This is a genomic window from Aequorivita iocasae (assembly GCF_016757735.1).
Lineage (GTDB): Bacteria > Bacteroidota > Bacteroidia > Flavobacteriales > Flavobacteriaceae > Aequorivita > Aequorivita iocasae.
In genome coordinates this window covers 543,202-557,311 of sequence record NZ_CP068439.1, presented here as the reverse complement: position 1 = coordinate 557,311, position 14,110 = coordinate 543,202, and the positions used below count along the sequence as shown (strand labels likewise).

Genomic DNA, 14,110 nt, shown 5'->3' with positions numbered 1-14,110 from the left:
TGAAACCTTATACCGTTATTCACTAAAACAAAACCTTTTTTATGTTAAACTTCTTTATTCAAGAGGGTGCTGAGGTAGCACAGGATCTTGAACCAATTTCTGAAGAAAAAACGCTATCCATTATGGACCTCCTTTTAAATGGAGGGGTTGCGGGGCAAATAATAATAATGGTGCTTTTTGTACTGTTGTTTGTCGCGGTGTATATCTATTTTGAACGACTTTTCGCCATTAAGGCAGCTTCCAAAATGGACAGCAACTTTATGAACCAGATACGCGACCACGTGGCCAAAGGAAACATTCAGGCTGCAAAAGTACTTTGCGCCCAAAATAATACTCCTGTATCACATTTAACTGAAAAAGGAATTTCCAGAATTGGGAGCCCTTTGGAAGACATCAACACGGCAATTGAAAATGCCGGACGTCTTGAGGTTTATAAACTCGAGAAAAATGTAAGTGTATTGGCAACAATTGCTGGAGCGGCCCCCATGATTGGTTTCTTGGGAACCGTAATCGGGATGGTTTTGGCATTTCACCAACTGGCTACTAGTAGCGGCCAAGCTGAAATGGGAAGCCTTGCAGAAGGTATCTACACTGCCATGACAACCACGGTTGCAGGTTTAATTGTAGGGATTATTGCCTATATGGGCTACAACCATTTGGTTGTCAAGACTGATAAGGTGGTACACCAAATGGAAGCCACGGCCGTTGATTTCCTTGACATTTTAAACGAACCTGCTTAATGAATTTAAGAGGAAGAAATAAAGTAAGCGCTGAGTTCAGCATGAGTTCCATGACAGATATTGTGTTTCTGCTATTGGTATTCTTTTTGCTCACTTCGCCTGCAATAACACCCGACGCTTTGGATTTGATACTTCCCAAAGCAAAAGGGAAAACATCAAATGTTCAGAAAGCTTCCGTCAGCATCACAAAAGATGGTGCTTATTATGTAGATAAAGAGCGTGTAAGCGAGTATAGTATAGAGAGCGAATTGAAAAAAACACTTGCCGGACAGGAAGAACCTACCATTATTCTACGTGCCGAAGAAGGTGTGCCTATTGAAGATGCCGTTTTTGTAATGGATATTGCAAATCGCAATAACTTTAAAGTGGTATTAGCGGTACGCCCGAATTAATAAATGCTACTCGGTATATTTTTTTGAAAAAGAAAAAAAATAATAATTCTCACCCATGAGCCTGCTTGACACCCAACATAAACGAAAAAGTATGACCATCACGGTAATCGTGCATGTCATCATTCTTATTCTCTTGTTTTATGTGGGGATGAAATATATGGATCCACCATTGGAGCAGGGCATAGCGGTAAATTTTGGAACTACCGATACTGGTAGTGGAAACATCCAGCCTACTGAAAAAATTCAATCTGCACCGCAGAAAACGACCGCGCAACCTGTTTCACAGCCAAAATCGGAAATAAAGGAAGAAGTGGTTACTCAGGAGAATGAAGACGCTCCTGTAATTAAAAAGGAAAAGCCCAAAAAGGAGCAAGTTGAAACACTAGTAAAAGAGCAGCCTAAGAAAGAAGTAAAGAAACCCGACCCAAAACCCGATAAAGCTACCACCGATGCCCTTTCAAGCATTTTGAATGGCCCAAAAAGTGACGGAACCGCAAAAGGAGGCGAAGGTAACGACGCTAACCCGGGTGACAAGGGAAGCCCCGATGGCGATCCCAATGCAAGTGCGTATTACGGCACTGGCAAAGGTTTGGACGGCGATGGCAATTATTTACTCGGTGGAAGAAAAGCACTAAATAAGGAAAAGTTTGTACAGGATTGCAACGAAGCCGGAACAGTTGTGGTTAGCATAGAAGTAGACCGCAGTGGAAGAGTAATTAGTGCAACGCCAGGAGTTCGGGGAACAACAAACAATTCCCGTTGTTTATTAGAGCCCGCCAAAAGAGCTGCTTTGGCTACAAAATTCAATGCCGACGATAAAGCTCCCGCAAAGCAGATTGGCAAGATTATCTATAAGTTCAGTCTTTCTGAATAAAATTTCTAGGGAAATATAACTGATTTTCAGTATCTTCATATTTCTAAAAGGTGTATTATGCTTCGTATTCCTACTTCCGTATTCATTGCTTTCTGTTTTATTGGCTGTGAAAATTTTTCAGAAAAAGATAAAACTTCTTCTTCGGGAGAAAAAATTTCAAATACTGAAAAGAAAAAAGATGGAAAATACCCGAGTGATTTTATGTTTATGCAACGTGCCTACCCAAGTGGCGAAATAAATACTTCCGCATATTCCAAAGCAATCAAATGGAAAAAGCAAATTGCAAATAGAAGCACGGCTAATGAAATCTGGGAGTTCGCAGGGCCTTTGAATATAAGTGGGCGTATTACCGATATTGAAATCCCTACCAACCAGCCAGAGGTTTATTATGTAGGGGCTGCTTCTGGTGGAATTTTTAAATCAATAAACAGCGGGGAAGACTGGATGCCTATTTTTGACGAACAGGAAAAGCTTTCCATCGGAGATATTGAAATTTCAAAAAACAACAATAATTTAATTTGGGTGGGAACAGGTGAAGGAAATGGTTTGGGCACATTCGATGGCGATGGAGTTTACAAGAGCACCGACGGCGGTACCACGTGGGAATCAAAAGGTTTGCCTATTATTGGAAGTGTGGGAAAAATTGTCTTGGACCCCAATAACGATAACACTGCTTTTGTTGGGGCGATGGGCCCACTTTTTAAAAATAGCCCCAACCGGGGGGTTTATAAAACCACAAATGGAGGGGATACCTGGCAACAAGTATTTTTTGTGAGTGATTCCACCGGAGTCGCGGATATGGCTATCCATCCAACCAATGGGAACATAGTTTACGCCACAAGTTGGGAACGGATAACCAAGGTAAACTATTATCAATATGGAGGAATAACCTCAGGAATATATAGAACAACGGACGGCGGCACCAATTGGACAGAGCTTACCAACGGTCTGCCCAACCTTGCATCACAAAAAGGCCGAATCAGCATAGATATTTCACAATCCAACCCAAATATATTGTATGCGCGCTACGCCGATGCCGTTGGAAATATACAAGGTGTTTATAGAACTTCCAATGGCGGGGATACTTGGACTGAAGTAAACTCCAGTCAATTATTGAATGTTGGGTTTCATTATTATTTCGGTGGAATTTTTATTGACCCAACGGATGAAAATGTACTCTATAATGCAGATTGTATAGTCCAAAAATCCACGGATGGCGGAAATAGTTGGAGTAATTCTTTTCAAATCGCCCACGTAGATCAACATGCAATGGCTTTTAAACCTTCAGCACCCAACGAAATTTTATTGGGTAGTGACGGTGGCCTTTATTATAGCAGCGATGGAGGTAATATTGCGGTAAAAAATTTAAAATTGCCACTAACCCAGTTCTACAGAATGTATGTTGATGCGCAGAACGAAAATAAAATATATGGAGGTTCGCAGGACAATGGTACAAGCCGAACCCAAACGGGGGGGTTGAGCAATTGGAATATAATTTATTTTGGCGACGGTTTTCAGACGTTGGTAGACCCTACAGATACAAGGGTTATTTATGCGCTTTACCAACGTGGAGGTTTAGGAAAATCTACTACCAATGGTGTTTACTTCTATGATGCTATAACTGGAATATCACCTAGCGATAGGAAAAATTGGGATACACCAATTGCATTCGATCCCGCAAATTCACAGATATTATTTTATGGAACGAACAGGCTTTATAAGAGCATAAACGGTGCGGAAAATTGGTATGCTATCAGCCCAGATTTAACGGATGGGCCACACTCTGGAAATCGCACTTTTGGAACGTTGACAACTATTAGTGTCTCACAATTTGATAGCCAAATTATTTTCGTGGGGACGGACGACGGAAAAGCCTGGGTAACCCAAAATGGCGGAACCAATTGGACGGATATTTCGGCGGGAGTTCCAAATCGTTGGGTCACCAAAATACTTACTTCAAAGGAAAATGCAAATACGGTATATTTAACGCTTTCCGGTTATAAGTTTGGTGAAAGTATTGGACACGTTTACAGGAGTATCGATTTCGGGAATACTTGGATTGATATTTCAACGAGTTTGCCGGATATCCCAGTGAACGATATTGAGCAGGACAATTTTGGAAATCTATTTTTAGCAACAGACATTGGCGTTTTGGCATCAGATAACGAAGGGGCAACCTGGACTGTTTTGGGAGAAAATTTGCCCTCGGTATTAGTTACAGACTTGTTTATTCACGAGAATTCGGAGTTTTTATTTGCTGCCACCTATGGCCGTTCCATTTATAAAATTGATATCTCGGGAAATATTTTGAATACGAATGGTGATTCTTTTGCCACGGAGATAAAAGTATTTCCAAATCCCTCTTCCGAAATGGTGACGGTTTCCCTTAAAAACCCTTCCAAAAATTCTTATTTAGAAGTTTATGATACAATGGGAAGATCAGTAAAAAAGTACAATTTTGATAATAAAAAAGAGATTCATTTTTCTGTTGAAAGCCTACAGGCTGGAGTCTATTATTTAAAAATTTCTGATGAAAATAAGCAGTCCACAAAAAAACTGATTGTTAAATAGATCCACTAAAACTATATTATTCAAAAACTGCCTATGGAGCCGCTTTGGCTACAAAATTCAATGCCGACGATAAAGCTCCCGCAAAACAAATTGGCAAGATTATCTACAAGTTCAGTCTTTCACAATAGAATATTCTCTTTCAAGAATGCCTTGATTTTTTCAGTATCTTTAAACTTCAAAAAAAGATACTATGCTTCGTATTTCTACTTTTCTGTTAATTATAATTTGTTTTGCTGGGTGTAAAAATTCTTCCGAAAAATCCATTTCAAACATTTTCGAAAATGAAAAAAATGAAAAATATCCCCACGACTTTATGTTTATGCAAAGAGCCTATCCAAATGGCCAATTGAATACTGCGGCATATTCTGAAGCAATCCGTTGGAAAAAACAAATTGCGGATAGAAACAATGTAAACGAAATATGGCAATTCAGCGGACCTCTAAATATTGGCGGTAGAATTACCGATATTGAAATTCCTTCAACCCAACCCGAAGTATATTATGTAGGGGCTGCCTCAGGAGGGATTTTTAAAACGATAAACAGTGGTGATGATTGGACGCCAATTTTTGACGAACAACAAATGCTTTCCATCGGCGATATTGAAATTTCAAAAAATAACAATAACATACTTTGGGTGGGTACAGGTGAAGTAAATGCTGGTGGAGGGTCTTTGGTGTATGATGGTGATGGAATCTATAAAAGTACTGATGGTGGCGCCACATGGCAATCAAAGGGGCTACCTGATATTGGAAGTGTTGGTAAAATTGTTTTGGACCCAAGTAACGATAATACCGCTTTTGTTGGGGCAATGGGCCCATTGTTCAGAAATAGCACCAATCGTGGCGTTTATAAAACCACCAATGGCGGCGATAGCTGGCAGCAGGTTTTATTTGTGAGTGATTCAACTGGGGTAATTGATATGGCCATTCATCCCACAAACGGGAATATAGTGTATGCGGCCAGTTGGGAACGAATCCGACGCCCAAACAATAGACAATACGGTGGAATAACCTCGGGAATATACAGGACTACTGACGGAGGATCAAACTGGACAGAACTGACCACCGGTTTGCCAAGTTTAGCTTCCCAAAAAGGAAGGATCAGCATAGATATTTCACAATCAAACCCCAATGTGCTATATACGCGTTACGCAGATGCAACGGGAAATATCCAAGGTGTTTATAAAACTACAAACGGCGGCGATACTTGGACTGCCGTCAACTCAGGTCAGTTGACCGATGTGGGGTTTCATTGGTGGTTTGGAGGAATTTTTATCGATCCCACGGATGAAAACACAATTTATAATGTAGATTTTGAAGTTCAAAAATCTACAAACGGAGGCATGAGCTGGAGTGATTCCTTTTCAAATGTTCACGTAGATCAGCACGCAATGGCGTTTAATGCTTCGGTACCAGGCGAAATACTTCTGGGGAATGATGGTGGACTTTATTACAGCACGAACGGGGGTTCCTCTGCGGTAAAGGATGTAAAACTTCCCATTACACAATTCTACCGAATGCATGTAGATGCACAAAACGAAAATAAAATTTATGGTGGCGCGCAAGATAACAGTACCAGCCGCACCCAAACAGGAGGTTTAACGGACTGGAATATAATCTATGGCGGGGATGGTTTTCAACCACTCGTAGATCCTACAAATACAAATGTTATATATGCGCTTTACCAATATGGCGCTTTAGGAAAATCCACCAACAATGGCACCTCCTTTTCAAATGCAACCAATGGAATTTCCGGGGGCGACCGAAAAAATTGGGATACGCCCATTACTTTTGATCCTTCCAATTCGCAAACGCTTTATTACGGTACAAATAGACTCTACAAAACAACAAATGCCGCGGCCACTTGGACTGCAATAAGTCCAGACTTGACAGATGGCCCACACCCCGGAAATCTTACATACGGAACAATAACGACGATTAGTGTTTCGCCTTTGGACAATGAAATTATTTTTGTGGGAACAGACGACGGAAAAGCTTGGGTAACTCAGAACGGAGGTTCTAATTGGACAGATATTTCTGCGGGAGTTCCCAACCGATGGGTTACAAAAATTTTGGCGTCTCGGGAAGACCCGAACACAGTTTATTTAACGCTTTCAGGATATCGATATGGAGAAGATGTGGGCCACGTTTATAAAAGTACTGATTTAGGAAACAATTGGTTTGATATTTCTACAAGTTTGCCAGATATTCCTGTAAATGATATTGTGCAGGATAGTTTCGGAAATCTATTTGTGGGTACCGATGTAGGCGTGATGGCTACTGCTGATGAAGGTGTAAATTGGAACGTTTTGGGTGAGAATTTGCCTTCCGTAGTGGTAACAGATTTGCATATCCATGAAGGGTCCCAGTTTTTATTTGCCGCAACCTTTGGGCGCTCAATCTATAAAATTGATATTTCAAATGATATTTTAAGCCAAAATGAAGCTGTGTTTTCTTCAGAAGTAAAGGTGTATCCGAATCCTGCCTCGCAAATGGTTAAAATTTCAAAAGCATCTATTTCTGAAAAATCTTCTGTATCAATATATGATGTTATGGGAAGAGTTGTGAAACAGCTTGATTTTAAAGAAAAGCAACTTCAATTTTCCGTTGAAAATTTTCAGCCCGGAATATATTATTTAAAAATTTCCGAAGGTAAAGAACAGACGACAAAAAAACTCATTATAAAATAAAATCCAATAGCCATCAACTATTCAGAAACCATCGCGTGGCTTTTCGCCCAGCTGCCCATGTACCAGCGGGTGGGGCAGTCTGCCTATAAAGCAGATTTGGCCGCTACCATAAAGCTTGCCAATTATCTCCACAATCCCGAATACAGCTTCAAGAGTGTACACGTAGCCGGTACTAATGGTAAGGGCAGTACGAGCCATATGCTGGCTTCGGTATTCCAGGAAGCGGGATATAAAACAGGACTTTACACCTCGCCACATTTAAAGGATTTCAGGGAGCGGATAAAGATTAATGGCGAAATGATTCCGGAACAATACGTTTCAAGTTTTGTAGAAGAACACAAACCTTTTTTTGAAAGCAATCAACTTTCCTTTTTTGAAATGACCGTGGGTCTGGCGTTTGATTATTTCCGAAATGAAAAAGTGGATGTGGCAATTATTGAAGTAGGGATGGGCGGTAGGCTGGACAGCACCAATATTATCACGCCCGAAATTTCGGTGATTACCAATATAGGTTTGGACCACACTCAGTTTTTAGGAGATACCTTGGAAAAAGTTGCATTTGAAAAGGCTGGGATAATTAAAAATCGAGTGCCTGTTATTATTGGAGAAACATTGCCTGAAACAAAACCTGTCTTTGAAAAAATTGCTTCCGAAAGAGATGCGCCAATCTTTTTTGCTGAAACTTGTGATATTTCAAAACATACGTCTGATTTAAAAGGCTTTTATCAACAAAGAAACCTAAAAACTGTTTTGGCAACATTGAAGGTCTTGCAGAAAAGCGGGTGGAATATTTCAGAAGAAAACATTCAAGAGGGATTGAATCATACAGTAAAAAATACAGGGTTGATGGGTCGTTGGCAGGTTTTACATGAAAATCCAAAAGTTGTTTGCGATACGGGCCATAATAAAGAGGGGTTGCAAATAGTGATGGAGCAGCTTGCGAAAGAAGATTTTCAAAACCTCCATATTGTTATTGGTGTTGTAAGCGATAAAGATTTGGATTCGGTGTTACCGCTGTTTCCGAAAAGTGCTATATATTATTTTTGCAAACCAAATATTCCCCGGGGTTTGGATGCCTCATTGTTATTGACAAAGGCCAGGGGTTATGGGCTGGTGGGCGAGGAATATATTTCAGTGTCAAAAGCATATGGAGCTGCACTTAATACGGCTTCAGCAAAGGATTTAATATTTGTTGGGGGCAGCACTTTCGTGGTGGCAGAAGTTTTATGATTTTTTTCAAATAAATGTTTGCGGGAATTAAAAACTAACTTATATTTGCAACCTCAAAACAATGAGGGCGATTAGCTCAGCTGGTTCAGAGCACCTCGTTTACACCGAGGGGGTCGGGGGTTCGAACCCCTCATCGCCCACCAGATTTTAAAAAACCGAAGTGAAAACTTCGGTTTTTTTTATTTTATTATTCCAAATTTCATTTTAGAATTAATAAGTTAACTTTGACTGAATTCAAAATTTAAAGCAAGCGCCATTGAACCCATTCTTTAAAAATATTATAGTAAACGTCGTAAAAAACCGTCAAAAGCATAAGAAACCTTCACAGATTTCCGAGCCTTTTGAAAAGAGGGTAAAAAATCTGGAGATAGAAGTAATTCACGAAGTCTGGGATTTTTTCTATTTGATTTTGGGAGTTATTTCGGCTTCTTTTGGTTTACGGGGTTTTTTGATGCCAAATAATTTTATCGATGGTGGGGTTACAGGTATTTCACTGATGGTAAATGAACTGGCGGGTATTTCATTTCCATTGTTGTTAGTGTGCTTTAACCTTCCTTTTTTGGCGTTGGCTTTTTTTTCGGTAGGCAGAAGATTTGCAATAAAAAGTGTACTGGGCATTATACTTTTGGCAACTGCGGTTGCGCTGATACCCTATCCCTTGATTACCGATGATAAAATTCTAGTGGCGGCCTTTGGTGGTTTTTTTCTTGGACTGGGTATTGGTCTAGCCATTCGCGGAGGTGCGATAATTGATGGTACCGAGGTGTTGGCAATATTTATAAGTCGAAAGACAAGTCTTACGGTGGGAAATGTAATTATGATCTTCAACGTAATCATTTTTATAACCGCCGCCTATTTTCTTTCCACGGAAATCGCATTGTATGCTATCCTTACTTATTTCGCTGCTTCAAAAACGGTTGACTTTGTAATTGACGGGATTGAAGAGTTTATGGGGATCACAATTATTTCAGAGAAGAATGAGGAAATACGCCTGGCCATTATTGAAAAAATGGGTAGGGGCTGTACTATTTTTAAAGCCGAAAACGGATTTGCGAAAGAAGGTGAGATGCGACAACCTGTTGATGTAGTATATACCGTAATTACAAGATTGGAAATGAGTAAGTTGAAGACAGAAGTAGATAAAATTGATTCACAGGCATTTATGATTATGACTTCGGTGAAGGACGCAAGAGGCGGAATGATTAAAAAGAAACCCATCAAAAAATTCGACAAATAAGTGTTTTGTTTCATTTACATTTGTGAATATGTATCTTCGCTTTTAATTATAGAGGGTCATTAACTCAGTTGGTTCAGAGTGTTACCTTGACAGGGTAGAAGTCACTGGTTCGAATCCAGTATGACCCACAAAAAAGTCCCGAGAGAAATGTCTCTCGGGATTTTTTTTTTAATAATACGTAGTAGTACTTATAGAAATCAAGACTTTTATAACTAATATTATAAAACCACTTTGATATTATATAAAATGGCAGTAGAAACGCAAGACGGTAACTGGCCTTCCCCTAAATTTTACTTTGCGGTACGGTTTGGTTCGCCTCCCCGAGAAGCTTCATTTCAAGAGGTTTCAGGTTTGGATGTTGAAGAACAAGCAATAGAATATAGCCATGGCGATAGGAAGCAATTCTCTACGATGAATATGCCAGGTATTAATAAAATGGGAAACATAACACTAAAGAAAGGAATCTTTGTAAACGACAATAATTTCTGGAATTGGTATGACGCCATAAAAATGAATACCATAAAAAGGGAAACTATTACTACTCAACTTTTGGATGAAACTGGAAGCCCGGCAATGACTTGGATTTTAAACAATGCTTGGCCCACCAAAATGACAACAACTAATATGAAAGCGGAGGCAAATGAAGTTGCTATAGAAACTTTAGAACTTAGCCATGAAGGTTTAACTGTTAAAGATGGATAATGATGAATGAGTTTCTTCCCGTGTCTTTTAATTTTCAACTAAGTTTTAGTGATGACACTGCAAACGATAATATTGTTTTTAAGGAATTAGCTGGAATTTCAATGCAAATGGAAACAAACGAATTTTCAGAAAACAGTTTCAAGCATCGCGTTCCTAATTCAGTAAAATATTCAAACTTGGTTTTAAAGCGAGGTATGGCTTCTAAAGATTCTGAAATTGTGGCATGGTGTTTAAAAACGTTTAATGGCGATTTAGAAGTCTCTATCAAGACTAGAAATATAACTGTTGGCTTACTGGATGAAGCCGGAAGTACTCTTAAATCTTGAAGTTTTATAAATGCCTGGCCCGTAAAATGGACGATTTCAGATTTAGAACCCATGAGCAACAAATTGCTTATTGAAAATCTGGAGTGGGCTTATAACTATTTCCAATAAACTTGAATAACATCCAAAATCCTTTCCAAAGCCATTCCACGGGAGCCTTTTATTAAGATTGTAGCATGCTTGTGGTTTTCAGTTACTAGTTCTTTTTTTAAATCTTCAAAAGTTTCAAAGGCCTTTATATGTGAAGCAATGTTTGATGTTTTAAAGAAATTGCTTCCTACCAAATAAACTTTTCCAAAAGGATTTTCTAGTAAAAAATCAACGATGTTTTGGTGTTCTTTTTCGGCATCCTTTCCCAATTCAAACATATCTCCCAGAAACAATATCTTGTTCTCGCCCTTGGTCTGTTTAAAATTCTCCAATGCAGCAAGCATGCTTGTTGGATTAGCGTTATAGGCATCCATTAAAATGCTGTTAGAACCCTGAGTTATTAATTGTGAGCGATTATTGGCGGGCACATATGCTTCAATGCCAGCTTTTATTTTTTCAACTGAAACTTTAAAATAAGCTCCTATTGCGATAGCTGCGGAAAGGTTTGCAAAATTATACGCTCCCACTAAATTACTTTGGATTTTTGTGCCGCTGAATGATACTAAAAGGTGGTGTGAACTGTCCAATAGTTCAATGTTAAAATCACTGTCCTCAGTGCCAAAAGTTATTCTGTCAATATCTTCTGAATTGGCCATTTGCTTAGGGTCATTGGCATTGACAAAAACTTTTTTATTGTGTTTTTTCAAATATTGATAAAGTTCGGTTTTTCCCTGAACTACTCCTTCAAGACTTCCAAATCCTTCCAAATGTGCTTTCCCGAAGTTGGTAATGTAACCGTACTCTGGCTGTGCAATTTCACTCAGCAATTTTATTTCACCCAAATGGTTGGCGCCCATTTCAACAATACCTATTTCGGTTTGTTTATTCATTTTAAGAAGCGTTAAGGGAACGCCTATATGGTTATTTAGATTACCCTCGGTTGCAACGGTATTATACTTTTGGGAAAGTACTGCATTAATAAGTTCTTTGGAAGTAGTTTTTCCGTTACTTCCCGTAAGTGAGATAATAGGGAGTCCTAAATAATTTTTATGAAAACTCGCTAGTTGTTGTAGTGCCAAAAGTACATTTTCCACTAAAATAGTTTCACCATTTGATTTGTGAAAAGCAGCTTCATCAACTACAACTTTAAGTGCACCCTTGTCCAGCGCTTCTTGGGCAAAAAGATTTCCGTTGAAATTTTCGCCTTTTAGGGCAAAAAAAAGGCAGCCCTTGAAGATTTTGCGTGTATCTGTGCTTATGCCGTTACTTTGCAAAAAATAGTGATGAAGAGATGGTATATTCATAAAATAAAAATACTAAAAAACCCTCCGAAGCTGTATGCAAGGAGGGCTGTTTTTATAAATTTTGAAATTTTAGTTTCTCGGGCGCTTTCCTTTTTTGGATTTTGAACCCACACGACTCATAGCGCACCTAAACCCGATATAGTCAGTTGCCATATCTTGTGGGAAATAACGTCTCTGCGCTGGGTCTAGCCAGTAATCGCGATCTCTCCAAGAACCTCCTTTGTAAACACGAACTTCATTATCCACCAAAGTTGTTCTGTTTGAAGATTTGTCATATTGACGATCTAATGTACCGGTGCTATCTGCATATACTTTTTGTATTGGTGAATTGTACATACGGTTTGCGCCATCACCACTTTCGCTTTCATCGTCAGCGAATGATTGATAGTAACGGGAAGAGCGTTTGTCGCCATCTCTATAATCACGGTTATCGCTTTCGGAAAAGTTTGTTCTTAAATAGGTTTCGTTTTCGTCAACTGGCACTTGTAGAATTTCTCCAGGCAAGTTGCGGGCTATGATTTTTCCATTGCTTAGGGTATCATAAATTATAGAGTCCATAGTAACTACTTTCACTTTTCCGTCTTCGCCAATAGCGTTTTTGGTGTAAACGTTTCCACGGTAATAATTAAAATCGTTAAACTCATCATCTACAATTGGACGATAAACATCGGCTACCCACTCTGCAACGTTTCCGGCCATATCATATAGACCGAAATCGTTTGGCTCGTATGATTTTACTTGTGCGGTAATATCGGCACCGTCATCACTCCATCCCGCTATTCCTCCATAATCACCATCACCTTGCTTAAAGTTTGCCAATTGGTCACCTCGGGACCTTCTTTTTCCGGAACGGGTATATTGACCCTCCCAAGGATATTTTTTCTTTCCTCTATAAACATTATAGTTACGAAGACCCACCAAGCCAAGAGCTGCATATTCCCACTCTGCCTCTGTAGGTAAGCGGTATGATGGCATTAATAGTCCATCTTGGCGTCCCACATATAAATTTGTACTGTCCGTGCTTCTCTTTGCAATTGATTCAGATTTTTTTCCGCCTCGTGTGATAGAGTCGTTACCGCCATAGGTTAAGGTAGGAGCATTTAAATAGGTTTCTGTACTGAATGTTTCTCCAGGTTCTACATCATAACGAGCGTTACGGGCTGTAATCCCCTCGGTTTCCAAAACCATTTCGTTTACTCTGTCTGTTCTCCAATTGCTGAATTCTACTGCTTGTATCCAGCTAACCCCAACTACTGGGTATTCTGCATATGCAGGATGGCGTAGGTAGTTGTTTGTCATAACCTCATTGAAGCCTAAACGGTTTCTCCAAACAAGGGTGTCTGGGACAGCGCCTTCATATATTTTTCGGTAATTTTCATCCGTTGGAGGGAAAACTTTCTTTAACCAATCTAAATATTCAAGATACATTAAGTTGGTTACTTCGGTTTCATCCATATAAAAGGACTGGACGTGTTGTTGGTTTGGAGAATTGTTCCAATCGTGCATTGGGTCGTCTTGAACTCTTCCCATGGTAAAAGTACCCCCTTCAACAAATACTAGCCCTGGGCCAGTTTGTTGTTCTTTGTATTTTGGGTCATACTGAAAGCCACCTTCTTTGGCATTCATCTTCCATCCTGTGGCTCTGGAACTGTTTTTATAGTCCCTAGTTTTGTTGCAACCTACAAGTAGAGAGGCCGCTATAACAGTAATAAATAGCTTTAATGCTAGGTTTTTTCTTAACATCATAGATTTAAGTATGATAAAATTGGGTTCGCAATATAGTAATTAACGACAAAAACACAATAATATTTTATTATTATTGCGCTGTGTGTTTGGGAATGGTTCTTCGACCAATCCAGTATGCAAACGTATTAGTTTTAAAATTATTATCCTAATACCATTTTGTGGAAAAAGTTTAAAATGTTGTCTTATACTAAGTATATATTTGCAACGTTATT

Annotated in this window: 10 protein-coding genes, 2 tRNA genes and 1 pseudogene; 11 read left to right on the top strand and 2 right to left on the bottom strand. The window is 39.2% G+C overall.

Annotation, left to right across the window (positions count from 1 at the left end; all coding sequences use genetic code 11):
* Positions 1-41 precede the first annotated feature (41 nt).
* The 11 genes and pseudogenes from JK629_RS02720 to JK629_RS02670 all read left to right on the top strand — a co-directional run bounded on the left by JK629_RS02720 (position 42) and on the right by JK629_RS02670 (position 10,869).
* Positions 42-740: a MotA/TolQ/ExbB proton channel family protein gene (locus JK629_RS02720; RefSeq protein ID WP_202337103.1), complete on the top strand. Its 699-nt coding sequence runs from the start codon at positions 42-44 to the stop codon at positions 738-740.
* Positions 740-1,132: an ExbD/TolR family protein gene (locus tag JK629_RS02715; protein ID WP_045081168.1), complete on the top strand. Its 393-nt coding sequence runs from the start codon at positions 740-742 to the stop codon at positions 1,130-1,132. The genes JK629_RS02720 and JK629_RS02715 overlap by 1 nt, the downstream gene beginning before the upstream one ends.
* A gap of 55 nt (positions 1,133-1,187) precedes the next feature.
* Positions 1,188-2,006, top strand: coding sequence for an energy transducer TonB (locus JK629_RS02710; protein WP_202337102.1), 819 nt, complete (start codon positions 1,188-1,190; stop codon positions 2,004-2,006).
* A 57-nt stretch (positions 2,007-2,063) separates the two neighbouring features.
* Positions 2,064-4,577 carry a T9SS type A sorting domain-containing protein gene (locus JK629_RS02705; protein ID WP_202337101.1) on the top strand — a complete coding sequence of 838 codons (2,514 nt, stop codon included), beginning with the start codon at positions 2,064-2,066 and terminating at the stop codon, positions 4,575-4,577.
* A gap of 313 nt (positions 4,578-4,890) precedes the next feature.
* Complete coding sequence (locus JK629_RS02700; RefSeq protein WP_202337100.1) at positions 4,891-7,266, top strand: T9SS type A sorting domain-containing protein; 2,376 nt, start codon at positions 4,891-4,893, stop codon at positions 7,264-7,266.
* Between the two features lie 12 nt (positions 7,267-7,278).
* Complete coding sequence (locus JK629_RS02695; RefSeq protein ID WP_202337974.1) at positions 7,279-8,496, top strand: bifunctional folylpolyglutamate synthase/dihydrofolate synthase; 1,218 nt, start codon at positions 7,279-7,281, stop codon at positions 8,494-8,496.
* A gap of 65 nt (positions 8,497-8,561) precedes the next feature.
* A tRNA-Val gene (locus tag JK629_RS02690) sits at positions 8,562-8,639 on the top strand.
* A gap of 113 nt (positions 8,640-8,752) precedes the next feature.
* Positions 8,753-9,733 carry a YitT family protein gene (locus JK629_RS02685; RefSeq protein ID WP_202337099.1) on the top strand — a complete coding sequence of 327 codons (981 nt, stop codon included), beginning with the start codon at positions 8,753-8,755 and terminating at the stop codon, positions 9,731-9,733.
* A 53-nt stretch (positions 9,734-9,786) separates the two neighbouring features.
* Positions 9,787-9,861, top strand: a tRNA-Val gene (locus tag JK629_RS02680).
* Positions 9,862-9,979: 118 nt separating this feature from the next.
* Positions 9,980-10,435: a phage tail protein gene (locus JK629_RS02675; protein WP_202337098.1), complete on the top strand. Its 456-nt coding sequence runs from the start codon at positions 9,980-9,982 to the stop codon at positions 10,433-10,435.
* Positions 10,435-10,869: pseudogene (locus tag JK629_RS02670) on the top strand (phage tail protein). The gene JK629_RS02675 and the pseudogene JK629_RS02670 overlap by 1 nt, the downstream one beginning before the upstream one ends.
* On the opposite strand, the gene JK629_RS02660 reads toward JK629_RS02670, so the two are convergent.
* Together JK629_RS02660 and gldJ are read right to left on the bottom strand one after the other, a co-directional pair.
* Positions 10,857-12,152 (bottom strand): UDP-N-acetylmuramoyl-tripeptide--D-alanyl-D-alanine ligase, encoded by a 1,296-nt coding sequence (locus JK629_RS02660; RefSeq protein WP_202337096.1) that lies wholly within the window; start codon positions 12,150-12,152, stop codon positions 10,857-10,859. The pseudogene JK629_RS02670 and the gene JK629_RS02660 overlap by 13 nt on opposite strands.
* 69 nt (positions 12,153-12,221) lie before the next feature.
* Positions 12,222-13,895, bottom strand: coding sequence for a gliding motility lipoprotein GldJ (gene gldJ / locus JK629_RS02655; RefSeq protein ID WP_394369433.1), 1,674 nt, complete (start codon positions 13,893-13,895; stop codon positions 12,222-12,224).
* Positions 13,896-14,110: the final 215 nt, after the last annotated feature.